This window comes from Rhizobium sp. Nf11,1 (assembly GCF_050587665.1).
Taxonomy (GTDB): Bacteria; Pseudomonadota; Alphaproteobacteria; order Rhizobiales; family Rhizobiaceae; genus Rhizobium.
This window is the reverse complement of sequence record NZ_JBOBHU010000010.1, coordinates 125,643-150,365: the sequence shown is the minus strand read 5'-3', so window position 1 is coordinate 150,365 and position 24,723 is coordinate 125,643. Positions and strand designations below refer to the sequence as shown.

22 protein-coding genes and 1 pseudogene are annotated in these 24,723 nt (G+C 60.7%); 16 read left to right on the top strand and 7 right to left on the bottom strand.

What is annotated here, in order from left to right; translation table 11 throughout:
* Nucleotides 1-10: 10 nt before the first annotated feature.
* The 3 genes from ACQ7C1_RS16825 to ACQ7C1_RS16815 form a co-directional block, all read right to left on the bottom strand.
* Nucleotides 11-370 carry a VOC family protein gene (locus ACQ7C1_RS16825; protein WP_011425727.1) on the bottom strand — a complete coding sequence of 120 codons (360 nt, stop codon included), beginning with the start codon at nucleotides 368-370 and terminating at the stop codon, nucleotides 11-13.
* Nucleotides 371-769, bottom strand: a complete 399-nt coding sequence (locus ACQ7C1_RS16820) for an SRPBCC family protein (protein ID WP_430959092.1) — start codon at nucleotides 767-769, stop codon at nucleotides 371-373. It lies immediately after the preceding gene.
* A 68-nt stretch (nucleotides 770-837) separates the two neighbouring features.
* Entirely contained in the window at nucleotides 838-1,629 is a 792-nt protein-coding gene (locus ACQ7C1_RS16815; protein ID WP_430959091.1) for a helix-turn-helix domain-containing protein, read from the bottom strand.
* Nucleotides 1,630-1,835: 206 nt separating this feature from the next.
* Here ACQ7C1_RS16815 and gndA point away from each other — a divergent pair, with 206 nt between their 5' ends.
* From gndA to ACQ7C1_RS16795, 4 genes are all read left to right on the top strand, one after another.
* Complete coding sequence (gene gndA, locus ACQ7C1_RS16810) at nucleotides 1,836-3,287, top strand: NADP-dependent phosphogluconate dehydrogenase (protein WP_430959090.1); 1,452 nt, start codon at nucleotides 1,836-1,838, stop codon at nucleotides 3,285-3,287.
* A 166-nt stretch (nucleotides 3,288-3,453) separates the two neighbouring features.
* Nucleotides 3,454-3,948 carry a GNAT family N-acetyltransferase gene (locus tag ACQ7C1_RS16805; protein WP_430959089.1) on the top strand — a complete coding sequence of 165 codons (495 nt, stop codon included), beginning with the start codon at nucleotides 3,454-3,456 and terminating at the stop codon, nucleotides 3,946-3,948.
* Between the two features lie 14 nt (nucleotides 3,949-3,962).
* Nucleotides 3,963-4,472 carry a GNAT family N-acetyltransferase gene (locus ACQ7C1_RS16800; RefSeq protein ID WP_183704365.1) on the top strand — a complete coding sequence of 170 codons (510 nt, stop codon included), beginning with the start codon at nucleotides 3,963-3,965 and terminating at the stop codon, nucleotides 4,470-4,472.
* A gap of 85 nt (nucleotides 4,473-4,557) precedes the next feature.
* The gene (locus ACQ7C1_RS16795; RefSeq protein WP_430959088.1) at nucleotides 4,558-5,175 is read left to right on the top strand and encodes a class I SAM-dependent methyltransferase; all 618 of its coding nucleotides are present in this window, start codon (nucleotides 4,558-4,560) and stop codon (nucleotides 5,173-5,175) included.
* Between the two features lie 275 nt (nucleotides 5,176-5,450).
* Here ACQ7C1_RS16795 and ACQ7C1_RS16790 read toward each other — a convergent pair.
* From ACQ7C1_RS16790 to ACQ7C1_RS16775, 4 genes and pseudogenes are all read right to left on the bottom strand, one after another.
* Nucleotides 5,451-5,983, bottom strand: a pseudogene (locus ACQ7C1_RS16790) (AAA family ATPase).
* Between the two features lie 3 nt (nucleotides 5,984-5,986).
* Nucleotides 5,987-7,063, bottom strand: coding sequence for a D-alanine--D-alanine ligase family protein (locus tag ACQ7C1_RS16785; protein WP_430959087.1), 1,077 nt, complete (start codon nucleotides 7,061-7,063; stop codon nucleotides 5,987-5,989).
* Nucleotides 7,064-7,096: 33 nt separating this feature from the next.
* Nucleotides 7,097-7,711, bottom strand: a complete 615-nt coding sequence (locus ACQ7C1_RS16780) for a C39 family peptidase (protein WP_430959086.1) — start codon at nucleotides 7,709-7,711, stop codon at nucleotides 7,097-7,099.
* A gap of 733 nt (nucleotides 7,712-8,444) precedes the next feature.
* The gene (locus ACQ7C1_RS16775; RefSeq protein ID WP_430959085.1) at nucleotides 8,445-9,488 is read right to left on the bottom strand and encodes a LacI family transcriptional regulator; all 1,044 of its coding nucleotides are present in this window, start codon (nucleotides 9,486-9,488) and stop codon (nucleotides 8,445-8,447) included.
* 453 nt (nucleotides 9,489-9,941) lie between these two features.
* On the opposite strand from ACQ7C1_RS16775, the gene ACQ7C1_RS16770 reads away from it, so the two are divergent.
* From ACQ7C1_RS16770 to ACQ7C1_RS16715, 12 genes are all read left to right on the top strand, one after another.
* Complete coding sequence (locus ACQ7C1_RS16770; RefSeq protein WP_085778455.1) at nucleotides 9,942-11,174, top strand: ABC transporter substrate-binding protein; 1,233 nt, start codon at nucleotides 9,942-9,944, stop codon at nucleotides 11,172-11,174.
* Between the two features lie 151 nt (nucleotides 11,175-11,325).
* Nucleotides 11,326-12,231, top strand: coding sequence for a carbohydrate ABC transporter permease (locus tag ACQ7C1_RS16765; RefSeq protein ID WP_097599962.1), 906 nt, complete (start codon nucleotides 11,326-11,328; stop codon nucleotides 12,229-12,231).
* A complete protein-coding gene (locus ACQ7C1_RS16760) occupies nucleotides 12,224-13,168 on the top strand; it encodes a carbohydrate ABC transporter permease (RefSeq protein ID WP_183704355.1) in 945 nt (314 codons plus the stop codon). The genes ACQ7C1_RS16765 and ACQ7C1_RS16760 overlap by 8 nt, the downstream gene beginning before the upstream one ends.
* A 4-nt stretch (nucleotides 13,169-13,172) precedes the next feature.
* Nucleotides 13,173-14,279, top strand: coding sequence for an ABC transporter ATP-binding protein (locus tag ACQ7C1_RS16755; protein ID WP_430959084.1), 1,107 nt, complete (start codon nucleotides 13,173-13,175; stop codon nucleotides 14,277-14,279).
* Between the two features lie 231 nt (nucleotides 14,280-14,510).
* Nucleotides 14,511-16,970 (top strand): beta-mannosidase, encoded by a 2,460-nt coding sequence (locus tag ACQ7C1_RS16750; RefSeq protein ID WP_430959162.1) that lies wholly within the window; start codon nucleotides 14,511-14,513, stop codon nucleotides 16,968-16,970.
* Between the two features lie 39 nt (nucleotides 16,971-17,009).
* Nucleotides 17,010-17,771, top strand: a complete 762-nt coding sequence (locus ACQ7C1_RS16745; protein WP_430959083.1) for a sugar phosphate isomerase/epimerase family protein — start codon at nucleotides 17,010-17,012, stop codon at nucleotides 17,769-17,771.
* 8 nt (nucleotides 17,772-17,779) lie between these two features.
* Nucleotides 17,780-18,913, top strand: coding sequence for a Gfo/Idh/MocA family protein (locus ACQ7C1_RS16740; protein WP_430959082.1), 1,134 nt, complete (start codon nucleotides 17,780-17,782; stop codon nucleotides 18,911-18,913).
* A 307-nt stretch (nucleotides 18,914-19,220) separates the two neighbouring features.
* On the top strand, nucleotides 19,221-20,252 hold the full coding sequence (mgrA, locus tag ACQ7C1_RS16735; RefSeq protein ID WP_430959081.1) for an L-glyceraldehyde 3-phosphate reductase: 1,032 nt from the start codon (nucleotides 19,221-19,223) through the stop codon (nucleotides 20,250-20,252).
* A gap of 113 nt (nucleotides 20,253-20,365) precedes the next feature.
* On the top strand, nucleotides 20,366-21,979 hold the full coding sequence (locus tag ACQ7C1_RS16730; protein ID WP_430959080.1) for a glycoside hydrolase family 43 protein: 1,614 nt from the start codon (nucleotides 20,366-20,368) through the stop codon (nucleotides 21,977-21,979).
* A 556-nt stretch (nucleotides 21,980-22,535) separates the two neighbouring features.
* Nucleotides 22,536-23,462 (top strand): ABC transporter ATP-binding protein, encoded by a 927-nt coding sequence (locus ACQ7C1_RS16725; RefSeq protein WP_430959079.1) that lies wholly within the window; start codon nucleotides 22,536-22,538, stop codon nucleotides 23,460-23,462.
* Nucleotides 23,459-24,220 carry an ABC transporter permease gene (locus tag ACQ7C1_RS16720; RefSeq protein WP_064803152.1) on the top strand — a complete coding sequence of 254 codons (762 nt, stop codon included), beginning with the start codon at nucleotides 23,459-23,461 and terminating at the stop codon, nucleotides 24,218-24,220. The genes ACQ7C1_RS16725 and ACQ7C1_RS16720 overlap by 4 nt, the downstream gene beginning before the upstream one ends.
* 77 nt (nucleotides 24,221-24,297) lie before the next feature.
* Nucleotides 24,298-24,723, top strand: a complete 426-nt coding sequence (locus ACQ7C1_RS16715; protein WP_430959078.1) for a hypothetical protein — start codon at nucleotides 24,298-24,300, stop codon at nucleotides 24,721-24,723.

Genomic DNA, 24,723 nt, shown 5'->3' with positions numbered 1-24,723 from the left:
TTGCTCTGATTTACGCCGTCGCCCAGACGGCGAGCTCGTAGCCATCGCGGTCGAGGAAATGGAAGCGGCGGCCGCCGGGAAAATCAGTAATCGGCCGGCAGATCGTGCCGCCGGCCCTTTCGACCGAAGTCAGCACTTCTTCCAGATCCCTGGCGTAGACGACGACGAGGGGACCGCCCGGCCGGACGGGGCCGAAATCGGTGAAGCCGCCCTTCAGCCGGCCGTCGTCAAATTCGCAGTAGTTCGGGCCGTAATCGGTGAAACGCCAGCCGAAGGCGGAACCGTAAAAGGCTTTGGCGGCGGCGATGTCGGAAACGTTGAATTCGACATAGTCGATGCGGCGGTCGTTGTGTTCGGAGTTTTCAGCCATCTATCTCTCCATCAGGGCTTTCAGCATGACGAGATCCTTCTCGATATGCGCGGCATCGGCGGCAAATTGCGCGTCTGTCATGCCGGGCAGGCGCAGCAGCGTGAACATGACCTCGCAGCCATCGCCGTTCGGTACGATACGCAGGGCATTATAAACCCGGAGCCCGGATTCGATTGTCACCGTATGATCGATCACGCCGAATTCATTGGGGGGAACGAAGCTCACCTTGATGGTGCCGAGAGGACCATGGGCGATCCAGTCGGCGCCGTTGGGCTCGAAGCCGGTGGCAAGGCCGGAGGCCCAGAGCGGCATGTTCTCCGGCTTGCCGGCGAAGTCGTAGACATCCCGCCAGTCGCGCTCGATCGACTGGTGGATGATTTTTGCAGGCATTGTCGCCATGGTGCAGGTCCTTGTATTTGGGTTTCCCTGAATAATAAGGCCGGCCGGCGGTGTCTTGAACAAAACGGTCAGCCGGATCCTTCCCGCGTGCCGAGTTGGTCAAGAATGATCGCAGGGGTAAGAGTCGAGAGTTCTGCAACCTCGCGTGTCATGTGGGCCTGGTCGGCAAAGCCTGCTTCGAGCGCGATGCGGGCGAGCGGCATCGTGTCCACCCTGCGGCAGAGGTCGAGGAAACGTTGGAACCGGCGGATGCGTTCCAGTGTCTTTGCGCCATAGCCGAAATGATGGTGGCAGCGGCGGCGCAGTTGCCTTTCGCTCATGCCGAACTGGTCGGGCAGGCCGGAGGTTGGGCGGCCGCTGTCGGCGGCGGCGAAGATCATGGCGGCGTCGCGGGCAGGCTCCTCTTCGTTGCGCGCAGCCTCTTCAAGCAGACGGCCGAACAGCGTCGCGGCGGCCGCGGGGTTCTGGCAATCTTGCAGCCGCGCCTCGAATTCGCTCGTGTCCTTCCGGCCGATGTCGGCAAGCGGCACCGAGAGGCCGACCAGCGCCGAGAGCGGCGTCTTCAGCCAGGATGCTGCGGCGCCCGGCGCAAAGCGCGCGCCGATGACGGTCGCGCCCGGCCTTATGATCGGGAAGGCCGCGATCCGGTCGGGACCGGCGACGACAAGCCGCCCGTCGATCCAGAGGAGATCACAATAACCATCCGGCACGATCGCCACCGTCGCCGCCGGCCCGTCCCTAAGTGTATGCGACCAGAGGCAGCTGAAATGGCGCCGTAGCGCTGGCGGCGGCGCATATTCGCGGTAGCGGCCGGCGCGGGCCGCAAGCAGCGCCATGTCTTTTCGTCTTTTCGAAACCAAAGGATATCTCCCGAGGCCCGCATCATAACATGACATAGGGCGGTACGGGCGATCGCGAATATTTTGCGGCTTCCGGATCGGGCTACAGATGAAAAGTTGTCGGACAAGTCAGACGACCAAAGCTGCATTTCAATGGCTTTTGCGAACCGATTAGACCCTCGCGAGACTTGCCGTTTGAGCGAGACAGTGCCACAACACCGGTCCAAATGACACATCGGAGGTTTGTCGTGGAAAAGGCAGAAATCGGACTGATCGGCCTTGCGGTCATGGGCTCCAACCTGGCGCTCAACATCGCGGAGAAAGGCAATAAAATCGCGGTCTTCAACCGCACGCCTGAGAAAACCGACGAATTCTACGAGAGCACCGGCGATCTGAAAAAGCAGATCATTCCCTGCAAGACCATCGAGGAATTCGTCGATGCGATCCGGCCGCCGCGCCCGATCATCATCATGATCAAGGCGGGTGACGCCGTCGACCAGCAGATGGAGGCGCTGCGCCCGCATCTGTCCAAGGGCGACATCATGATCGATGCCGGAAACGCCAATTTCCGCGACACCGTCGCCCGCTTCGACCGCCTCAAGAATACCGATCTGACCTTCATCGGCATGGGCGTATCGGGCGGCGAGGAAGGTGCGCGCCACGGCCCGTCGATCATGGTCGGCGGCACAGAGGAATCCTGGAAGCGCGTCGAAAAGGTGCTGACCTCGATTGCCGCTCGCTACAATGACGAGCCCTGCGTCGCCTGGCTCGGCAATGACGGCGCCGGCCATTTCGTCAAGACCATTCATAACGGCATCGAATATGCCGACATGCAGATGATCGCCGAAATCTACGGCATCCTGCGCGACGGCCTCGGCAAGAGCGCCTCCGACATCTCCGCCATCTTCGGCGAGTGGAACAAGGGCCGGCTGAACTCCTACCTGATCGAGATCTCCGAGAAAGTGCTCGCGGCGAGCGATCCCGTCTCCGGGGGGCCGATGGTCGACATGATCCTCGACAAAGCAGGCCAGAAGGGCACCGGCAAATGGTCGGCGATCGAGGCCCAGAACATGGGCATTCCGGCAACGGCGATCGAAGCCGCGGTCGCCGCCCGCAGCCTCTCCTCAATGAAGTCTGAGCGCGAAGCCGCCGAAAAGATCTTCGGTAATCTCGGCAGCGTCTTCCCGACCGCCTACGGCCCCGAACTCAACAAGGATCTGGAACTGGCACTGTTTGCCGGCAAGATCGGCGCCTATGCGCAGGGCTTCGCCGTGATGGCGGAAGCTTCCAAGGAGTTCAACTGGTCGCTGCCGATGCCTGTTATCGCGAAGATCTGGCGCGCCGGCTGCATCATCCGCTCGCAGTTCCTCGATGAGATCACCAAGGCTTTCACCGATGCGCCCGATGCGGCGAACCTCATCGTCACGCCGGCCTTCTCGTCCATGGTCAAGGAATCGATCCCGGCACTGCGCCGCGTCGTGACCGCCGCTCTCGCCGCCGGCCTGCCGGTGCCGGCGCTGACCTCGGCGCTCAGCTATTTCGACGCCTACCGCCAAGGCAGGGGGACTGCCAACCTCATCCAGGCCCAGCGCGACTTCTTCGGCGCTCACGGCTTCGACCGCCTTGATGGTAAGGATTTCCGCCACGGCCCCTGGGGCAGCGGTGCGGCGACCTTCTGAGATTCATCAAATGATTGAGGAAAAGCCCGGCCGTTGCGCCGGGCTTTCTTGTGAGATCGCTGCCTGACCCGACAACTGTGTTGTTTCTGCCTGTGCAAACTGGCTTGTTGATTTCCGACTTTCCCTTCATACCATTTGCGGAAGACCGTTCCGGAGAACTAAAGGAATGCTCATCCGATACGAGACGCCGGCAGATATCGAAGCGATTCAGAATTTGACCTCGGCCGCCTTCAAGCCGATGCCCTATAGCGAGGGTACGGAAGCGGAGATCATCCGGAGGCTTCGCTTGAGCGGCGATCTGGCGATATCGCTGATTGCCGAGGAGGATGGCGAGATCCTGGGGCACGTCGCGTTCTCGCCGGTGACGGTCAACGGAGTACATGACGGCTGGTTCGGGCTGGGGCCGATAGCGGTCACGCCGGAGAGACAGCGGCAGGGCATCGGAAGGGCGCTTACGGGGAAGGGGCTCGAATTGCTGAAGGAGATGGGCGCGAGGGGGTGCGCGCTGATCGGCAATCCCGAGGTCTACAGCGGTGCGGGCTTCAGCAGCGACGGCCAATTAACATATCATGATCTCGATACGCGGCTCGTGCAGCGAATTGTTTTTCACGGACCGGCGCCAAGCGGGGTGCTTCGGTTCGCTCCGGCGTTCGAAAACTAGCGGAAGGGCGAGACATGTCAGAGGCGGGCGCTATTAGCCTCCGAACCAAGCGTCTGAAGCTTCGTATGCCTGACATCGACGACTTCGATGCCTACGCCCGGATAATGGCCTCGCCACGGTCCGCCGGGATGGGCGGCCCCTTTGATCTGCGGGCGGCGTGGGGGATGTTCTGTCACGACGTCGCTCTCTGGCAGCTTTTCGGGCACGGCGCGATGATGATCGACCTCAGCGAAACCGGCCAATGCATCGGCCAGGTGGGGATCAACCATGGGCCGCTCTTTCCGGAAAAGGAGCTGGGCTGGTTCGTTTTTGACGGGTTCGAGGGCCGCGGCTATGCGACCGAGGCGGCTTCGGCGCTGCGGGACTGGGCCTTCCAGACGCTCAAACTGTCGTCGCTCGTCAGTTATATCGCGCCTGACAATTCTGCATCCGTTGCCGTTGCCGAACGGCTGGGGGCGCGTCTTGATCCGGCAGCGCCTCGAACTGATCCTGCCGATCTCGTCTATCGTCACCTAGCTTCCTAAGACCGGGCGGTAAGCGATCGAGGCATGTCTCAATCCTTACATCTTGATAGGTCAGGATCGGTGCTGCAAGAAATGGGAATAGCGGATGACGGCCGCAAAACAGGAACATTGGGACGAGGTTTACCGCACGAAAGCGGCTGACAACGTCAGCTGGTATCAGCCGACGCCCGCGCCTTCGCTCAGGGCGCTTGACGAGCTGCATCTGCCGGTTACGGCCGCGCTGATCGATGTCGGCGGCGGCGCGTCGAGCCTTGTCGACCATCTCCTCGAGCGCGGCTGGTCCGACCTCACGGTTCTCGATATCGCTGCGCCGGCGTTGGATGTCGCCAAGGCACGGCTGCATGGTGACGCCGCCCGGGTCGCCTGGCTCATGGCCGATGTCACCGAATGGCGACCAGGGCGGTGCTACGACATATGGCACGACCGCGCCGTCTTTCATTTCCTCACCGAGCCGGAGCAGCGGATCTTCTATCGACGCGCCCTGGAAACCGGCACGGCGCCGGGCAGCGTCGTGATCATCGCCACCTTCGCACCTGACGGGCCGGAGCGGTGCAGCGGTTTGCCGGTTCAGCGTTACGATGCGGCGGCGCTCGCGTCGGAATTCTCCTCCGCATTCGTCCTGGAAAGCGAGTGGCGTGAGGAGCATAGGACGCCTGCCGGGAGCCAGCAGTCGTTTCAGTGGTGCGTCTTTCGTCGGCGCTAAGGCGACTAGAGCTTTTCCGGGTTAGATTGAAGCATCCTGGCGGAAACATGCCCGGCCCACCGGCCGCACCGCTTCGCCGTGGCGAAGCGATAAGTGCGTCCGGCGATTCTGAAGTCTTGCAGATTTGCCAGGCAATCTGCGGGGGGTTGGCTGAAACGGGCCGGCTGATCGACCAGCCGGCTTGGCCGTAGAGCTGGGCTACGACACGCGCCGGCCGGTCGACCATCCGACTCCGTTTGAGCCAGCAGAATGTTTCAATCTAACCCGGAAAGGCTCTAATTCGCCCCAAGGCAATCGAGGATGAAATCGGCCCGTTCGGCAAGCCCGATTTTTGGCAGCATGACGACGTCGTAACCGAGTGTCGGATAGATCGCGGCGAGCCGATCATATTCTCCGACGGCCTCTTCGAAGCCATGGCGGCGCTCAGGGTCAGTCGTGTAGATCTCGGGCCGTGGCGGCGTCAGAAAAACGCTTCTGCTGTATCGATGGGCGGCGGTCATTCGTTCCAGGACCGGTTCGCCGGTCATGTGCTGCAGCGCCGAGGCGGCATCGATCAGCCCGCGGTCGAAAAACGTCCAGCCCGTCCATTTGCGCGCCGCCGTGTAGTCGGCCATCGCCATCTCGATCGCGCGGCGGGAAAAGGCAATCGCGTCGATCCAGGCAGGGCGTTTCCACCACTCTCGAGCTCCTGCTTGACGATCCGCCGGCCAGGCTCTTCGACGATCCCAGGACCGCGACGGCCAAGCTCAGCAAGCAGCGTCGATTTTCCGCCGCCGGAACATCCGGAAATCAGAACCGACCTGTTCATGAACTAGCCTGCCCTGCGGGCGCGCGCCATGCCGTGGTCCACCAGCCGGTCGATGACCTCGGCATAGCTGACGCCGCTTGCCCCCATTGCCTTGGAATACATGCTGATATCGGTGAAACCGGGAATGGTGTTGAGCTCGTTGATGACGAAGCGCATGTCTGATGTCAGGAAGAAATCGACGCGTGCCATGCCGTCGCAGCCGACGGCCCGGAAAGCCCGTGCGGCCACATCGCGCATGACAGCCTCGATCTCCGCCGGCAGGTCGGCCGGCACTTTCAAGGCGGCGCCGTTCTCATCGATATATTTAGCGTTGTAATTGTAGAAGCCGTGGCTTTCCGCCGGCACGATTTCGCCCGGCCGGGAGACGAAGAGCTTGCCGTCGGTACCCTCCAGCACGCTAAATTCGATCTCGCGGCCGGCGATGAATTCCTCGGCAAGCAGGATGTTATCGTGGCGGAAGGCCTGCTCGAGCGCTGCGGCGAATTCCTGGCTGGCATGGACCTTGGCGACGCCGACTGACGATCCCTGTCGCGCCGGCTTGATGAAGAGCGGCAGGCCGAGGTCGTCTTCGAGCGCGGAAAGTGAAGGGGCGGCGCCCTCATGGATCGTCACGGCGCGCGCCACCGGCAGGCCTGCCGCCCGCAGCAGGCGCTTGGCGATGTCCTTGTCAAGGGCCGTGGCCGAACCGAGGATGCCGCAGCCGGCGAGCGGCACGCGCGCCACTTGCGCCACGCCCTGCACGGATCCGTCCTCGCCATGCAAGCCGTGCAGCACAGGAAACAGGACGTCGATTTTTGGCAATTCATGCGGCGCGCCATGAGAGGGGGTGGCCAGCATGCGCCCGCGGCCGCCCGGCACGAGGCAGATTTCCGTGCCTGACGAGGGTGTGGCGAGCCTGCCGTCCTTGAAACTGCTCAGCAACCATTGTCCCTCGCGGGTGACGAAGACGGGAAAGGCATCGTATTTCTGCGGCTCCAGGGCGGCCATCACGTTGGTCGCCGAGAGGATGGAAACTTCGTGCTCGGCCGAAGGGCCGCCGAAGAGTACGGCAATGCGCAGCCTGTTGGGGGAAGGGGTCATGAAAGCCTCCGAAGCGAAAGAATGTCGGAAAGATCAGGCCTCGACCGATATGCCGCGATTGGCAAAAAAACGATCGAAGACGGCAAGCGGCAGCGTGACATCGGCTTGGCTGGCCCCGTCATGGCCAGACGGATTGTGGAATCGGATCGTCTCCTGCGAGGCTGATGTCACCAGCACGAGATGTCCGCCCTTTGCCGGCGGCTCCCGATCAGGCCAGCGGATGGCCGAATGCACCGAGGCGATGAAGAACCGGCGTTTCGCGAGAAGTTCCGGGATGGCTGACGTCTCGACGTTGGTCATCGTCTCGGCGCCGAGCCCGAAACGTTCGCTCACAAAGCGGACGAAGGGAGCGTAGATCAGTCCCTTGATCGAGCCTTCGATCTCGTTGACGACATAGCCGCCGTAAACCGTGCAGGCGCGGGCAAGCTCGAGAGTAGGATGGATCTCACCGCGCGCAGCAAGGATCATCTTCAGGCAGGCCATGCCGCAGACATTCACCGCCCAGTGCGCATATTCCTCGATGGTCGCGGCTCCCGAATGGCGCCAGAGCGGATCGCTGAGCAGCGCCAGCGACCCCTCGGCAAGCACCGGCAGCGTCATGCCAGGTGTTTCCCATTGGCTGAAATAAGGCACGCTGCTTTCATGCATTCTGTCGATTTCCCCGTGGCTCACCTGCGGGATGGCTGGCAATCAAGGCTTTTTTCGCGCTTGTCGAAGCCGGCTGCTCGAATTTTGGTGGTGCCGGGCCTGGCGCTTCGCGATTTCCGCGGCAGGGTGATCGTCAAACCGCTTGCCCCACCTGCTTTTCGCGGCATCCACTCGATCACGCGACGCCGCGGCGAGGGCTGCAATCCGAAGATCAAGGCTGTGCAGGAGCAATTGGCGAGGAGCGGATCGAGGGATGCAGGCGAGGTTGATACAGGGTTTCCAGGTCGGCCTTGACGTCGATGAAAGCCGATCATTGCGATCTGGCGATGGTCCGTTTGCGCCAGTAGCGGACAGTGTGGTCTGGTGTATCGATACAGGGATGAAAATAACAGGTAGAAAGCCATGGGTGGCAAATGGATTTCAGAAGAAGTTTGGCGTGACGCACTCTGGGTCGCCCGTGAGCAGCTACGTCACCTGAAAAGGGATGGTGGTGACCCGCGCCAAATTGCTCGGAAGCACAGACAGATTGACCGTATCCGATCTGCTGGTCTTCCGGACTGGCAGGAACGGGTTGAATGGGCAGGGTTTAAATTTCCGTCTCATTCGGACTGAGCAGTCCGCCTCGGGCCGAGAGTAGCCACAGGCGGGTTTTACCACTAATGGCCGGTGAACTACACCGCAGCCGCCAGTCAACCGCGCCGCGGCTTTTCTCCGCCTGTATTCCGCCATCGCCCTATCTGGTGTTTTCCGGCCAGATTGGTTGGCTGATACTCTGCAGCAGTTCGGGTTCGACGCCGTCGATGCGGGCGATGACGGCTTTGGCCATTTCGCGGCCGGCCTGACGCACGTCCTCCTGAGCGGTGATGATTTCGGGGCGGATCCAGTTGAGGATCGGCACCGACTGCTTGGAGACCATGTCGAGATCGCGCCCGAGCGCCTTGCCGGCGGCTTCTATGCCGGCATTGACAGCGATCGCGGCGCTGCCGGCCGAGCAGACGATGCCATCAGGCGCATTGGCCGAGCGCATCATCACCTCGACGATGTCGCGGATATCGGCAAGCGCTGCGTCGGTGTTGACGCGCAACGGCACCTCCTCGGCGCCGTAGTCGTGCAGGCCGGTCTGAAAGCCGATGCGGATATGGGCGTAATAGGTGAGCTTACTCGGCGGCTGCAGCAGGGCGATGCGGCGCCGGCCTCGTTTGACGAGGCGTTCCACCGCCTGATGGGCGAAGGCCTCGTTGTCGAAATCGTGGAAGGGGTGGATGAGACCTGCATCGGTGCGCCCGTGCGTGGCAAAGGGCATGCCGCGCTCGGACAAGAGCCGCACGCGCGGATCGTCCGGTTCGATGCGGGAGATGATGACGCCGTCGGCCGAACCGGTCTCGAGGATATAGCGCACCGGCAGCATCGGGTCCTTGCTGTGCGAATGCGGTGTCACGACGATATGATAGGGCGTGCCGGACAGTACTTCCGATATGCCGAAGACCATCTGGCTCGAAAAGCCCATGATCTCCTCGTCGATGCTGAGGACAAGGGCGATGACGTTGGTCTTGCCGGTGCGCAGGCGCACGCCCGCCCGGTTCGGTTGGTAGCCGAGCTGGCGGGCGACCATGCGCACCCGCTCCTTGGTTTCGGCGCCGATATCCGGCGCGTCCTTCAGCGCACGCGATACCGTTGTCACGCCGAGGCCGGTCATGAAGGCAATCGTCTTCAATGTCGGGCGCTCGCGCGTCACCGCCGTCGATGTCGCCTGTCCGAAATTTCCCTTGTTTCCCATCCCTGTAGGCCGCCTTGCGCGAATTGGTCTCGCTTATAGAGGCTTTTTCAGGCGCGGTAAGCCCGCCGCCTGCCAAAATCGCGCCTCCCTGAGGATTTCAATCTGTAACGATACAGTAGAAATGTCGAGCGGTTTTTCTTGTGTGCGTCGCAGTATCATTCTCACAGGTTGAATCGGCCGTACTTGGAGATATTTTCTGCAGCTGCGAAAAAGGCAGCGCGAGGCTCGACGTTAAAACCTTAAAAATTTTATGCGATATCAAATAAATAACCGGAGAAAGCAGGTGCGGAAAAGTCTGCCCAATTGCCGGTTTTCCGGGTGTGAAGAGCTCTTCTGAAGCAGCCAGAAGTAGCAATAAGGATCTTTAAAGAAAAATTTACGGGCGGGCAGTTGCGTGGGGAAATCGATTGATCTAAGTTTTTCCGGCAACGTTTCAGTGAGGGAGGAGAACTCATGAAAATCCGTATGATGGCGGCTATGCTCGCCGCTTCAGCAGCACTTCCGATCAGCGCCAGCGCCACCGACCTCGAAGTCACCCATTGGTGGACGTCCGGCGGCGAGTCCGCTGCTGTCGCCGAGCTGGCAAAGGCATTCGACGCTACCGGCAACCACTGGGTCGACGGCGCTATCGCCGGTTCCGGCGGAACTGCGCGCCCAATCATGATCAGCCGCATCACCGGCGGTGACCCGATGGGCGCCACCCAGTTCAATCATGGCCGCCAGGCGGAAGAGCTTGTCCAGGCGGGCCTGATGCGCGACCTGACCGATGTCGCGACCGCGGAGCACTGGAAGGACATTATTCGTCCGTCTAGCCTGCTCGATTCCTGCACGATCGACGGCAAGATCTACTGCGCTCCGGTCAACATCCACTCCTGGCAGTGGCTGTGGCTTTCGAACGCTGCCTTCAAGAAGGCCGGTGTCGAGGTTCCGAAGAACTGGGACGAATTCGTCGCTGCCGCTCCGGCGCTTGAAAAGGCGGGCATCATCCCGCTCGCTGTCGGCGGTCAGCCATGGCAGGCGACAGGCGCCTTCGACGTGCTGATGGTCGCGGTCGCCGGCAAGGACGTGTTCAACAAGGTCTTCAAGGACAAGGATGCAGAGGTCGCCGCCGGACCCGAGATCGCCAAGGTCTTCAAGGCTGCCGACGACGCCCGCCGCATGTCCAAGGGCAGCAATGTCCAGGATTGGAACCAGGCGACCAATCTCGTCATCACGGGCAAGGCCGGCGGCCAGATCATGGGTGACTGGGCGCAGGGCGAATTCGCACTCGCCGGTCAGAAGGCCGGCACCGACTATACCTGCCTTCCGGGCCTCGGCGTCAACGAGATCATCTCGACCGGCGGCGATGCCTTCTATTTCCCGCTGCTGAAGGATGAGGAAAAGTCCAAGGCACAGGCCGTGCTCGCCAAAACCCTGCTCGATCCCAAGACCCAGGTTGCCTTCAACCTGAAGAAGGGTTCGCTGCCGGTTCGTGGCGATGTCGATCTTGCCGCCGCCAACGATTGCATGAAGAAGGGTCTCGACATCCTGGCGAAGGGCAATGTGATCCAGGGCACCGACCAGCTGCTTTCGGCCGACAGCCAGAAGCAGAAGGAGGACCTCTTCTCCGAATTCTTCGCCAACCCGTCGATGACGCCGGAGGCCGCGCAGAAGCGTTTCGCCGAAATCATCGCCTCGGCTGACTGATCGGCAGATTCACTGCCCTTGCGATCCGGCTCCGCGGAGCCGGATCCTCCCGCAAGTTTCGATGGTCTTGCCGGCCCATCCGGCCGATCCAGCGGGCAGGGGTGAGAGACGGCCGTCACCGGCCGCAGCTGCGATTTGAGGAGAAGTGTTCATGACGGGTCAAGCGCAAGCAGGCCGGCCAAACAAGTTACTGCGCAATCTGAACGCCAAGATTGCGTCCATCCCAATGATCCTGACAGCGCTGGTGATCTTTGTCGGCGGCACGTTCTGGACGGTCTTTTATTCTTTCACCAATTCCAAGCTCCTCCCGCGGTTGAGCTTCGTCGGCTTTGACCAGTATCACCGTCTCTGGGCGGCACCCCGCTGGGTTACTGCGATCGAAAATCTGGCGCTCTACGGCGTCCTCTCGCTGATCTTCAGCCTGGTCATCGGATTTGTGCTCGCCGCACTCATGGATCAGAAGATCCGTTTCGAAAACACTTTTCGCACCATCTTTCTCTACCCCTTCGCGCTGTCCTTCATCGTGACCGGTCTCGTCTGGCAATGGGTTCTGAACCCGGATTTCGGCGTCCAGTCGGTGGTGCGTTCGCTCGGCTGGACAAGCTTCACCTTCAATCCGCTCTATACGCCCGAAATCGTCATCTACGGGATTCTGATCGCGGCGCTTTGGCAGGGAACGGGCCTCGTCATGTGCCTGATGCTTGCTGGTCTGCGGGGCATCGACGAGGATATCTGGAAAGCGGCCCGCGTCGACGGCATCCCGATGTGGAAGACCTACCTGCTCGTCGTCATTCCGATGATGCGGCCCGTGTTCATCACGACGATCGTCATCATCGCCTCCGGCATCGTCAAGGTCTACGACCTCGTGGTGGCGCAGACTTCGGGCGGTCCCGGCATATCATCGGAAGTGCCGGCCAAATACGTCTACGATTACATGTTCCAGGCGCAGAATCTCGGTCAGGGCTTCGCCGCATCGACGATGATGCTGGTCACAGTCGCGATCATCATCGTTCCGTGGGCCTATCTGGAGTTCGGAGGAGGGCGCAAGCGTGGCTGATATCGAAACTCTCAACACCACGGCTGTCGGCCTCGACGCCGTCTCACGGAGGCTCGGCGACGGGCCGAGCGGTCCGAAGCCGCGCCCGACGCTGTCAGCGCGCAACATCATGCTCTACGGAACGTTGACGGTTGCAGCGCTCTATTATCTGCTGCCGCTCTATGTGATGGTCGTGACTTCACTGAAGGGCATGCCGGAGATCCGTCTCGGCAACATTTTCTCGCCGCCGGTGGAGATCACCTTCCAACCTTGGGTCAAGGCCTGGGCGGAGGCCTGCACGGGCCTCAACTGCGACGGCCTTTCGCGCGGTTTCTGGAACTCGGTGCGCATCACGGTTCCGTCTGTCATCATCTCGATCGCCATCGCTTCGGTGAACGGCTATGCGCTGGCAAACTGGCGCTTCAAGGGTTCGGAGCTCTTCTTCTCGATCCTGATCATCGGAGCGTTCATTCCCTATCAGGTGATGATCTATCCGATCGTCATCATCCTGCGTGAAATCGGCATCTACGGCACGCTGACCGGCCTCGTCATAGTGCATTCGATCTTCGGGATGCCGATCCTGACGCTGCTCTTCCGCAACTACTTCGTGTCGCTGCCGGAGGAACTGTTCAAGGCGGCGCGCGTCGACGGGGCGGGCTTCTGGCAGATATTCCTGAAGATCATGCTGCCGATGTCGCTGCCGATCTTCGTTGTCGCCATGATCCTGCAGGTCACCGGCATCTGGAACGACTTCCTGTTCGGCGTGGTTTTCACCCGGCCGGATACCTATCCGATGACCGTGCAGCTTAACAACATCGTCAATTCCGTCCAGGGTGTGAAGGAATACAACGTCAACATGGCAGCGACGATCCTCACCGGTCTGGTGCCGCTGATCGTCTATTTCGTCTCCGGGCGGCTTTTCGTTCGCGGCATCGCCGCTGGCGCAGTGAAGGGGTGATCACATGAACATGAATTCAACTGTCTCCAATTCCAGCGTCTCGATCAAAGATCTGTCGCTGAACTTCGGATCAGTCAGCGTGCTCAAGGATCTCAACCTTGAGATCAACGACGGCGAATTCTTGGTGCTGCTCGGATCGTCCGGCTGCGGCAAGTCGACCTTGCTCAACTGCATCGCCGGCCTGCTCGACGCTTCGGAAGGGCAGATCTTCATTAAGGGCAAGAATGTCACCTGGGAAGAGCCGAAGGATCGCGGCATCGGCATGGTCTTCCAGTCCTATGCGCTCTATCCGCAGATGACCGTCGAGAAGAACCTCTCCTTCGGCCTTCGCGTCGCCAAGGTGCCGCAGGCCGAGATCGACAAACGCGTGGCGCGTGCGGCCGAAATCCTGCAGATCCAGCCGCTCCTGAAGCGCAAGCCCGCCGAACTATCCGGCGGCCAGCGCCAGCGCGTGGCAATCGGCCGGGCGCTGGTGCGCGATGTCGACGTCTTCCTGTTCGACGAGCCGCTGTCCAACCTCGACGCCAAGCTGCGTTCAGAACTGCGTGTCGAAATCAAGCGCCTGCACCAGTCGCTACAGAACACGATGATCTACGTGACGCACGACCAGATCGAGGCGCTGACGCTGGCCGACCGCATCGCCATCATGAAGAGCGGCATCATACAGCAGCTCGACGACCCGACGACGATCTACAACCGGCCGCGCAACCTCTTCGTCGCCGGCTTCATCGGCTCGCCGTCGATGAATTTTCTGCGCGGCGAACTGGCCAAAACAGGTGACGGCATCGCTTTTACCGCAAACGGCGTCAACTTCTCGCTCGCCGCCTATGGCGCCAACGAGACGCTGCAGCCCGGCCGCAGGGTGGTACTCGGCGTCCGCCCCGAACACATCAAGGTCAACGAGAATGCTGGCGGCGAAGAACATGACGCTACCGTCGATATCGAGGAACCGATGGGGGCGGACAACCTTCTGTGGCTGAAACATGCAGGTCACACGATGTCGGTCCGCGTCAACGGCGCACGCCGCTTTGATGTCGGCGCCAAGGTGAAGCTCAGCTTCGACATGGCGCTGGCTTCGGTGTTCGATGCGGAGAGCGAGCTGCGTCTTTAGGAGATTCTCCGGGCGGGCGAATTCGGCGAGAAGGCCTACCCCACCCTCCGTCATCCTCGGCCTTGTGCCGAGGATCCATGCCCGTGGCTGCTGGTGGATGCGGTGAGGATCCTCGGGTCAAGCCCGAGGATGACGGAGGCGGGGCAGGCGGAAGGAGCCGTGACGAACGACAGCTACCGGATGGCGATCATGCGCCGTCCTCTTCAAAAACTGCAATTCGGAAATGAAATCGTGACGCAACAATCGACCCCTTCCAGCATCGACCTTTCCGGTTCGTGGCAGCTCACCTCCGTTGATGGCGAGATCAAAAGCGTCATCACCCTACCAGGCGACGTGCACACGGCGCTGCATCGGGCCGGCCTGATCCCCAATCCCTATTTCGGTCGCAACGAGGAGAAGGTGCAGTGGGTTGCCCAGCGTGAATGGGCGGTCGAGCGCAGCTTTACGCTGCAGGAGGTCGAAGGCGACTGGTATCTCGATATCGACTATCTCGACACGGTCGCCAGCGTCCACGTCAACGGCTTTCTGGTGCTCGAAGCTGACAATAGCTTCCGCCGCTACCGGCCGGATGTCTCGAGCATGCTGAAATCGGGCGACAACTCCATCCGCATCGTCTTTGCCTCCAACCCCGGCGTCGGCGCCGAACGGCAGAAAAAGCAGCCCTTCTACATTCCCTACAGCACCGGCAATTCGCCGATCCCCGATGGCAACATGCTGCGCAAGCCGCAATGCCATTTCGGCTGGGACTGGAACATCGCCATTGCGCCGCTCGGCATCTACGGCACGGTTGCTCTGAAGAAGCTCGAAACGGCGCGCATCGAACATGTCGTCACCCGCCAGGTCCACAATAATGACGGCTCGGTCGACCTGACGGTCACCGCGAGTCTCTATTCCAAGCATGCCGGCGTCGCCCAGATCTATTTCGAGTTTGACGGCGAACGGGTGCGCCTCGACGTCGGCGTCAAGGGCGAGACTGATGTCAATTATCTCTTCCATATCGACGAGCCGCGGCTCTGGTGGCCTTCCGGCAGCGGCGAGCAGGCGCTCTACACGCTGTCGGTGGAAGTGTCCGACGAGGTGGTGACCAGGCAAATCGGCCTTCGCACCATCGAGCTGGTCACTACGCCGGATGCAGCAGGCGCCCGCTTCGCCTTCAGGATCAACGGCCGCGAGATCTTTAGCCGCGGCGCCAATTGGATTCCGGCCGATGCGCTATATTCGCTGTCTTCGCCCGAGAAGACTGAAGATCTGCTGCAATCGGCAAAAGCCGCCAACATGAACATGATCCGTGTCTGGGGTGGCGGTTTCTACGAGCAGGATCATTTCTACGATCTCTGCGACCGGCTCGGCCTCTTGGTCTGGCAGGACTTTATGTTCGCCTGCAATCTCTATCCCTCGACCGACGACTTCCTCGACAATGTGGCGGTCGAGGTGGATTACCAGGTTCGCCGGCTTTCGTCGCATCCCTCCATCGCGCTATGGTGCGGCGATAACGAGCTTGTCGGCGCGCTGACCTGGTTCGAGGAATCACGGAAAGACCGCGACCGCTACCTCGTCTCCTACGACCGCCTCAACCGGACGATCGAGCAGGCGGTGAAGAAGGCGCTGCCCGGTGCGCTGTGGTGGCCTTCGAGCCCGGCTTCCGGCTATCTCGATTTCGGCGATGCCTGGCATGCGGACGGGTCCGGCGACATGCACTACTGGTCGGTCTGGCACGAGAACAAGTCATTCGATAATTACCGGTCGGTACGGCCGCGCTTCTGCTCGGAATTCGGCTTCCAGTCCTATACCTCGCTGCCTGTCATCAGGACTTATGCCGAGGAGAAGGATATGAATATCGCTTCTCCCGTCATGGAACTGCACCAGAAGAATGCTGGCGGCAACGAGCGCATCGCCGGCACGATGTTCCGCTATTTCCGCTTTCCCAAAGATTTCCCGAATTTCGTCTACCTCTCCCAGATCCAGCAGGGGTTGGCGATCAAGACGGCGGTGGAATATTGGCGATCGCTGAAGCCCCATTGCATGGGCACGATCTATTGGCAGCTCAACGACACCTGGCCGGTCGCCTCCTGGTCGAGCCTCGATTATGGCGGCCGCTGGAAGGCGATGCATTATCTCGTCAAACGTTTCTTCCAGCCGGTCGCGGTCGCCGCCGTTCCCGCCGAGGACGGCAAGACGATCCGCTTCTCGCTCGTTAACGACACGCTTTCAGATGTCAGCATCGATCTGTCGATATCGCTTCTGACGATGAAGGGCGAGCGGAAGCATCTGAAAGACGTGCAGGCCATGTGTTCGCCGGATGCGGCGGTGACGGCTGCGACAATCGATGTGTCCGAGATTGCCGAGGGAACATTGCTTGCCTGGCATTTCACCGCGTCGAACGGCATGGGCGGCGAGGGGCACTATGTCAACGGCACCTATAAGGCGCTGGAGCTGGAGCCGTCGGGCCTGACCGTTACCCATGAATATGTCGAGAAGAGCGGCGCCGTCGACATCAACGTCACCGCTAAGGGACTTGCGCTCTTCGTGATGATCGAGAGCGAGACGGACGGCAAATATTCCGACAATGCGTTCGATCTGGCGGCAGGCGAGAGCCGCCGCATCACCTTCACCCCGGCACGTCAACTCGAACGCGGCAAGCTGCCGGAATTCCGCTTCTACGACCTGCATTCCTGCCAATCGGCGGATTGATCCTTCCAAGAAACGGGTACGAGGCCCAAGGAGAATAAGATGACGAAACTCAGCTACCAGCTCTACAGCGCGCGCAACTTCCAGCCCTATTCTGTGATTTTCGAAAAGCTCGGCAAATCAGGCTATGCCGAAGTCGAAGGCTTCGGCGGCATCTACGCCGATCTCGACGATGCGGGACTGAAGAGCCTTCGCGCCGATCTCGACAAGAACGGCCTCGTGATGGCGAGCGGCCATTTCAGCCCCGACTTCCTGGATAAGGAAGTTCAGAAGTCGCTCAACATCGCCAGAATACTTGGCATGGATTCGATCTATGCCCCGCATCTGGCGGCAGACCAGCGCCCCTCGGACGGAGCCGGTTGGCTGGCTTTCGGCAAGCGTCTGCAGGAAATGAGCAAGCCCTATAAAGATGCCGGCTACGAGTTCGGCTGGCACAATCACGATTTCGAATTCGTCAAGCTGGCTGACGGCTCGCTGCCGATCGAGCGCATCTTCGAAGGCGCGCCCGATATCTCCTGGGAAGCCGACATCGCCTGGGTCATCCGCGGCGGCGCCGATCCCTTCGCCTGGATCGACAAGCTCGGCTCGCGCATCACCGCAGTTCACGTCAAGGACATCGCGCCGGCCGGCGAGGCGACAGATGAAGATGGCTGGGCCGATGTCGGCCATGGCAGGGTCGAGTGGGCTAAGCTGATTGCCGCACTTCGTGGCACCAAGGCGAAGCACTTCGTCGTCGAACATGACAATCCGAAAGACATCGACCGCAACATCAGCCGTTCGAGTGCATCCTTCCAGACTTATTGAGGTACATCATGACCAGGGAACTTGGCGTCGGCATCATCGGATGCGGCAACATCTCCACCACCTACTTCTCGCTGGCACCGCTCTTCAAGGGGCTGAAGGTGCTGGCCTGCGCCGATATCAATATTCAGGCTGCCGAGGCGCGCGCCAAGGAATACGGCGTCAAAGCGCAGACGATCGACGAACTGCTCGCCAGTGACGAGATTGACGTCGTCGTCAACCTGACGATTCCGGATGCGCATTTTCCGGTATCGAAGGCGATCCTTGAGGCCGGCAAACACGTCTATTCGGAAAAGCCGCTGGTGCTTTCGCTCGAGCAGGGCGAAGAGCTTCGCCGCATCGCCAAGGCGAAGAATCTTGCCGTCGGCTGCGCGCCGGACACTTTCCTCGGCGGCGCCCATCAGCTTGCCCGCAAGTTCATCGATGACGGGGGCATCGGCCGGGTTACTTCGGGCGCCTGCTATGTCATGAGCCCCGGCATGGAGATGTGGCACCCGAACCCTGATTTCTTCTTCCTGCCGGGCGGCGGTCCGATCCTCGATCTCGGCCCCTATTACATTGCCAATCTGATCAACCTGATCGGCCCTGTGAAGCGCGTCGGCGCGATGACCTCGATGGCATCGGAAACCCGCACGATCACTAGCCAGCCGCGCTATGGTGAGATCATCCCGGTGAAGACGCCGACAACGATCCAGGCGCTGCTTGAATTCGTCAGCGGCGCCACCGTGACGCTGTCGGCGAGCTGGGATGTGTGGTCGCACCGCCATGCCAATATGGAGCTCTACGGCACCGACGGCTCGCTTTACGTGCCGGACCCGAACTTTTTCGGCGGCACCGTCGAAGCCAGCGGCCGCGATAAGGACATCAAACCGCTGGAAGACTGGGATCATCCCTTTGGCAAGATCAACCAGGAAAACCCGAACGGGGCGCGCGCCAACTATCGCACGGCCGGCCTTGCCGATATGGCGATGGCGCTGATCGAGGGACGCGACGCGCGCTGCTCGCTCGACCGCACGCTGCACGGGGTCGACGTCATGACTTCGATCCTGAAATCGGGCGAGGAGGGCCGTTTCATCGAGCTCACGACGACCTGCACGCAGCCGGCCGCGCTTGGTATCGAAGAGGCGCAGGCGCTGTTGAGGTAGAGCGCGTGCGCCTTGGCGCTTGCCGGATCGGCGCGTTTGATCCAATAGTTTCGTCACGTTCGGGCATGTCCCACGGCTGTCCGGCTCGCTCCGATGGCTGCCCCTCACCCTAGCCCTCTCCCCGTTGGAACGGGGAGAGGGGACGTGCCAAACGCAGTTTTGAGTTTGGAGGAAGCCGGTGCGGCATCTCCCTTCGCCCCGTTTAGGGGAGAAGGTGCCGGCAGGCGGATGAGGGGCTGCCGTCGGCGATCTCTTGGGTCGAGGTGTGGAATGACGACAATATTGTATTTTATCAGGAGTTATTCAGATGAGCTGGCAACCGGCCGCAGACCGCTATTCGAAAATGAAATATAACCGCACGGGCCGCTCCGGTCTGAAGCTGCCGGCCGTCTCCCTCGGCCTTTGGCATAATTTCGGCGATGACACGTCGCATGACCGCAAGATCGACATGTGCCGCACGGCCTTCGACCTCGGCATCACCCATTTTGACCTCGCCAACAATTACGGGCCGCCTCCTGGAAGCGCGGAAACCGCTTTCGGCGAGATACTGCGCACCGAATTTTCCGGGCTTCGCGACGAGCTGATTATCTCCTCGAAGGCCGGCTACGATATGTGGCCGGGTCCCTACGGCGAGTGGGGCAGCCGCAAGTACCTGATCGCTTCCTGCGACCAGAGCCTGAAGCGCATGGGCCTTGATTATGTCGATATCTTCTATTCGCATCGCTTCGATCCGGAGACGCCGCTCGAGGAAACCTGCGGCGCGCTCGAACATATCGTCCGCTCCGGCCGGGCGCTCTATGTCGGCATCTCCTCCTACAATTCGCAGCGCACCCGCGAAGCCGCCGCGATCCTCAAGAGCCTCGGCACGCCCTGCCTGATCCACCAGCCGAGCTATTCGATGCTCAACCGCTGGGTCGAGGATGACAAACTGCTCGATACGCTCGATGACGTCGGCATGGGTTCGATCGTATTCTCCCCGCTCGCCCAGGGCATGCTGACGACCAAGTATCTCGCCGGCATTCCCGACGACAGCCGAGCGGCGCAGAATCATTTCCTCAAGCGCGATTTCATCCGTCCCTCGATCATCGACAATATCAGGAAGCTGGACGAGATCGCCGAACGGCGCGGCCAGACGCTGGCGCAGATGGCGATTTCCTGGGTGCTGCGCGGCGGACGCGTGACTTCGGCGCTAATTGGCGCCAGCCGCTCCTCGCAGATCGTCGATTGCGTCAAGGCATTGGATAATATCGAGTTCTCGGCTGAGGAACTGAAGGAGATTGATGTCTATGCCAAGGAGGCAGATATCAATCTCTGGGCGAAGTCGGCGGAGCGGGACTAAGAGAGAGATGGGAGTGCTGCTTGCTCCCTCTTCTCCCCGCTGGGGAGAAGAGGGAGGCGAGATAGCCACGCCTATCTGACGTACGTACCACATTTTATTTCGGAGGAGCCGCCATGATCCGCAATCCCATCCTGCCCGGGTTCAATCCCGATCCGTCGATCTGCCGCGTCGGCGACGATTATTACATCGCCACCTCGACTTTCGAATGGTATCCGGGTGTGCAGATTCATCATTCGCGAGACCTGGTGAACTGGACTCTGGTGCGCCGGCCGCTGGAGCGCGCCTCGCAGCTCGACATGCGCGGCAATCCCGATAGCTGCGGCATCTGGGCCCCGTGCCTTTCCTATGCCGACGGGCAGTTCTGGCTGGTCTATACCGACGTTAAGCGTTTCGACGGCAATTTCAAGGATGCGCATAATTACATCGTGACCTCTCCCTCGATCGAGGGAGAATGGTCCGAGCCGGTCTATGCAAATTCTTCCGGCTTCGATCCCTCGCTCTTCCACGACGATGATGGCCACAAATGGTTCGTCAACATGCAGTGGAACCACCGTACCGAAAGCTTCGGTGGCTCGCCGAAATCGCCGGCCTTCGACGGCATCCTGCTGCAGGAATGGGATCCGGAGGCGAAGGTGCTGAAAGGTCCGATCCGCAACATCTTCGCCGGGAGCCCGCTCGGCCTCGTCGAAGGCCCGCATCTCTTCAAAAAGAACGGCTGGTATTATCTGACGACCGCCGAGGGCGGCACCGGCTATGACCACGCCGTCACCATGGCGCGTTCGCGCCGCATCGACGGGCCCTATGAGATGCATCCAAACATGCATCTGATCACCTCGAAGGATCATCCGGGTGCGGTGCTGCAGCGGGCAGGGCACGGCCAATATGTCGAGACGCCCAATGGTCAGGCCTATCACACTCATCTCAGCGGCCGGCCGCTGCCGCCGAAACGGCGATGCACGCTGGGGCGCGAAACGTCCCTGCAGAAATGCGTCTGGCGCGACGACGATTGGCTCTATTTGGAAAACGGCACCTCAGTGCCCGATGTCGATGTGCCGGCTCCCTTCGGTGCTGTGCCGGTGGAGAAGCCGATGCGCAGCGAGTACAGTTTCGATGGAGGCAAGCTGCCGGCTGATTTCCAGTGGCTGCGCACGCCCGAGCCCGGGCGCATCTTCAGCCTGACGGATCGACCCGGCCATCTCAGGCTGATCGGACGCGAGAGCATCGGCTCCTGGTTCGAGCAGTCGCTGGTCGCGCGCCGGCAGGAGCATCATAGTTTCCGCGCTGAGACTGTGATCGAATTTTCGCCCGACACCTATCAGCAGGTTGCGGGGCTGACGCAGTACTACAATCGCCATAAGTTCCACGCGATTGCCGTGACGCTGCACGAAACGCTCGGCCGCTGCGTGACGATCCTCTCCTGCAATGGCGACTATCCGAACGGTCGCCTGAGCTTTCCCGCTGAAAGCGGTATAGCGATCCCGGCCGAGGGGCGTGTCCAGCTTGCGATGGAAATCCGCGAGAATGACCTGCAATTCTTCTGGCAGACGGAAGGCAAGGGCGCCTGGCAGCCGATCGGCCCTGTCCTCGACGCCGGCGTGATTTCCGACGAGGGCGGACGCGGCGAGCACGGCTCCTTCACAGGCGCCTTTGCCGGCGTGTTCGCCTTCGATACGTCGGGGCGAGGGAAGACGGCGGATTTCGATTGGTTCAATTATGATGAATTGTGAGGGTTAGCATCTACTGCCTCCCAACCGCCCTCGTCCTTCGAGGCTTCGGGTTTTGGCCGACGCCTCGAAGGACGAGGGCGGCCACCTGCTGCAACGACACATCAAAAAGAAAAGCCGGCGCAGAGGCCGGCTGAGACGAACGCGGCTGCACAGGGATACTGGCCGGTTCCAAACGCTTGGTGACTGAACAATAACTTTCATTACACGCCGAGGCAGCGGAAAAGGGCGCAACGAGAACGCCGGTAAGACGGCTCCGCAAAGGAATGGGCGGCGGGGCGGTTGCCGGTGCTTGCCTCGGCTCTCTTATCAGGCATGAATATCACCGGATGATGACATCCGGAGCCGACCGATGCCTTTCTTTCAGGGAGAATTGCCGGCGGGCGACGGCAATCGGAAGCCGGCTATCGCCGGCTTGTCGCCGATGGGTGATCGGCTTCACGAAGGCGAGGGTGTTGGCGAGGCGTGAATGCAGTGTTCATGTTCCCGAAGGATGTCAAAGCGTCACAGAGTGACTATATAGCGGCCGAAATACTTCGAGCATCTGCAAGAGTCCTGCATGACCCCAATTATTTCCGTTCAGAACCTGACGAAGACTTATGCCAACGGGTTCGAGGCCCTGAAGGGCATCAACCTCGATGTCGAGAAGGGCGAGATCCTGGCTCTGCTCGGGCCGAACGGCGCCGGCAAGACGACCCTGATCTCGATCATCTGCGGCATCGCCAATCCGAGCGGCGGTCGCGTGCTGGTGGCCGGCCAGGATGTCGTAAAGGATTTCCGCGCGACCCGCTCGATGATCGGACTGGTGCCGCAGGAGTTGACGACCGACCAGTTCGAGACGGTGTTCAACACGGTGAGCTTTTCGCGCGGGCTGCATGGCAAGAAGGCCAATACAGCGCATATTGAGAAGGTGCTGCGGGCGCTCTCGCTTTGGGACAAGAAGGACAATACGCTGCGTCAGCTCTCCGGCGGCATGAAACGACGGGTGCTGATCGCCAAGGCGCTTTCCCACGAGCCGGATATTCTTTTCCTTGACGAGCCGACCGCTGGCGTCGACGTGACTCTGCGCAAGGACATGTGGCATGTCGTCGAAGAACTCCGGGCTTCGGGCGTCACCATCATACTGACGACCCATTATATCGAAGAGGCAGAGGAAATCGCCGACCGTGTCGGCGTCATCAATGGCGGCGAGCTGCTGCTCGTCGAGGAAAAGGCGGCGTTGATGGCCAAGCTCGGCCGCAAGCAGCTCATCCTCGATCTGGCGGAACCGCTGAGCCGGCTGCCGGACTGCTTTGCCGGCAATGGCCTCACTCTCGAAGCGGACGGAAGCCGTCTGACTTATGATTTCGACGCCGATAACGAGCAGGAAAGCATCGCGACGCTGCTGACCCGGCTCGGCGAGAACAATATCCATTTCAAGGATCTCTCGACGCGGCAGAGTTCGCTCGAAGATATCTTCGTAGCGCTGGTGGGAGCGGGCAAATGAACTTCGAAGCGGTCAAATCGATCTACTTCTTCGAGATGGCGCGCACGCGCCGCACGCTGCTGCAGAGCGTCATCTCGCCTGTCATCTCGACCTCACTTTATTTCATCGTCTTCGGAGCGGCAGTCGGTTCGCGTATTCAGGAAGTGGAGGGCGTATCCTACGGTGCTTTCATCACGCCGGGCCTCATCATGCTGACGCTGCTCGGCCAGTGTATCAGCAACGGCTCCTTCGGGATCTACTTCCCGAAGTTCACCGGCACGATCTATGAGGTGCTGTCGGCGCCGGTGGCGATGACGGAGATACTGCTCGGTTATGTCGGGGCGGCGGCCACCAAGGGCCTGATCATCGGCGTCATCATTCTGTTGACCGCCAATCTCTTCGTCGATGTCAGGATCGAACATCCCTTCATGATGATCCTGTTCTTCCTGCTGACCGCGATCACTTTCAGCCTGTTCGGCTTTATGATCGGCATCTGGGCCGGGAATTTCGAGCAGCTGAACCTCATTCCCATGCTTGTGGTGCCGCCGCTGACCTTTCTCGGCGGCAGTTTCTATTCCGTCAGCATGCTGCCGCCATTCTGGCAGGCGGTCAGCCACTTCAACCCGGTGCTCTACCTCGTCAGCGGCTTCCGCTGGAGCTTCTATGGGATCGCCGATGTCAATCCCGCGATCAGCCTGGCGATGATCACGGTGTTCCTCGCGATCTGCCTGGGAACGCTCGGTTGGATCTTCAAGACGGGGTATCGGCTGCGCAACTGAAGCGGTCCCAAAGGAGCGCCGCAATTTCACCATCAAGATTGCTCAGCAAGGCTTGGTCGGTTCATGGGGCAATCGGGATGGGTGGCAGCAATGTGTTCGGACGTTTTGCAATCGCCTCGATCTTCTGCCTAGCTCCGCAGCAGAGTCTGTCGGAGGAGGCCACCTATCCTATCAAGATTATCTATGCCGTGGCGATCGTGGGAAAGGAGCCTTTCTCTGCTGAGGTGTCATGCCTTCCTGACAGTACCTGCAGCCTCGCCGATCAAAACGATCCGACCATCAATCTTGCGATCACATTGTATTCGGGCTCAGGGGCGAATGGTGAATTGAGTATTTATTGCTCGCCGAATCCTTGCTCCTTTCAGAACTCGCGATCGCGGATCGAATTCTCCGGTCGGCGAGCTACTGTCGATATTCTGTCGGGTGAGGCTGACTCTGGTATCACGACTCTGCTGGTTGTAAGGCGACGCCAGTGGATCGGTGAGGTTCTGATCTCTTATTGA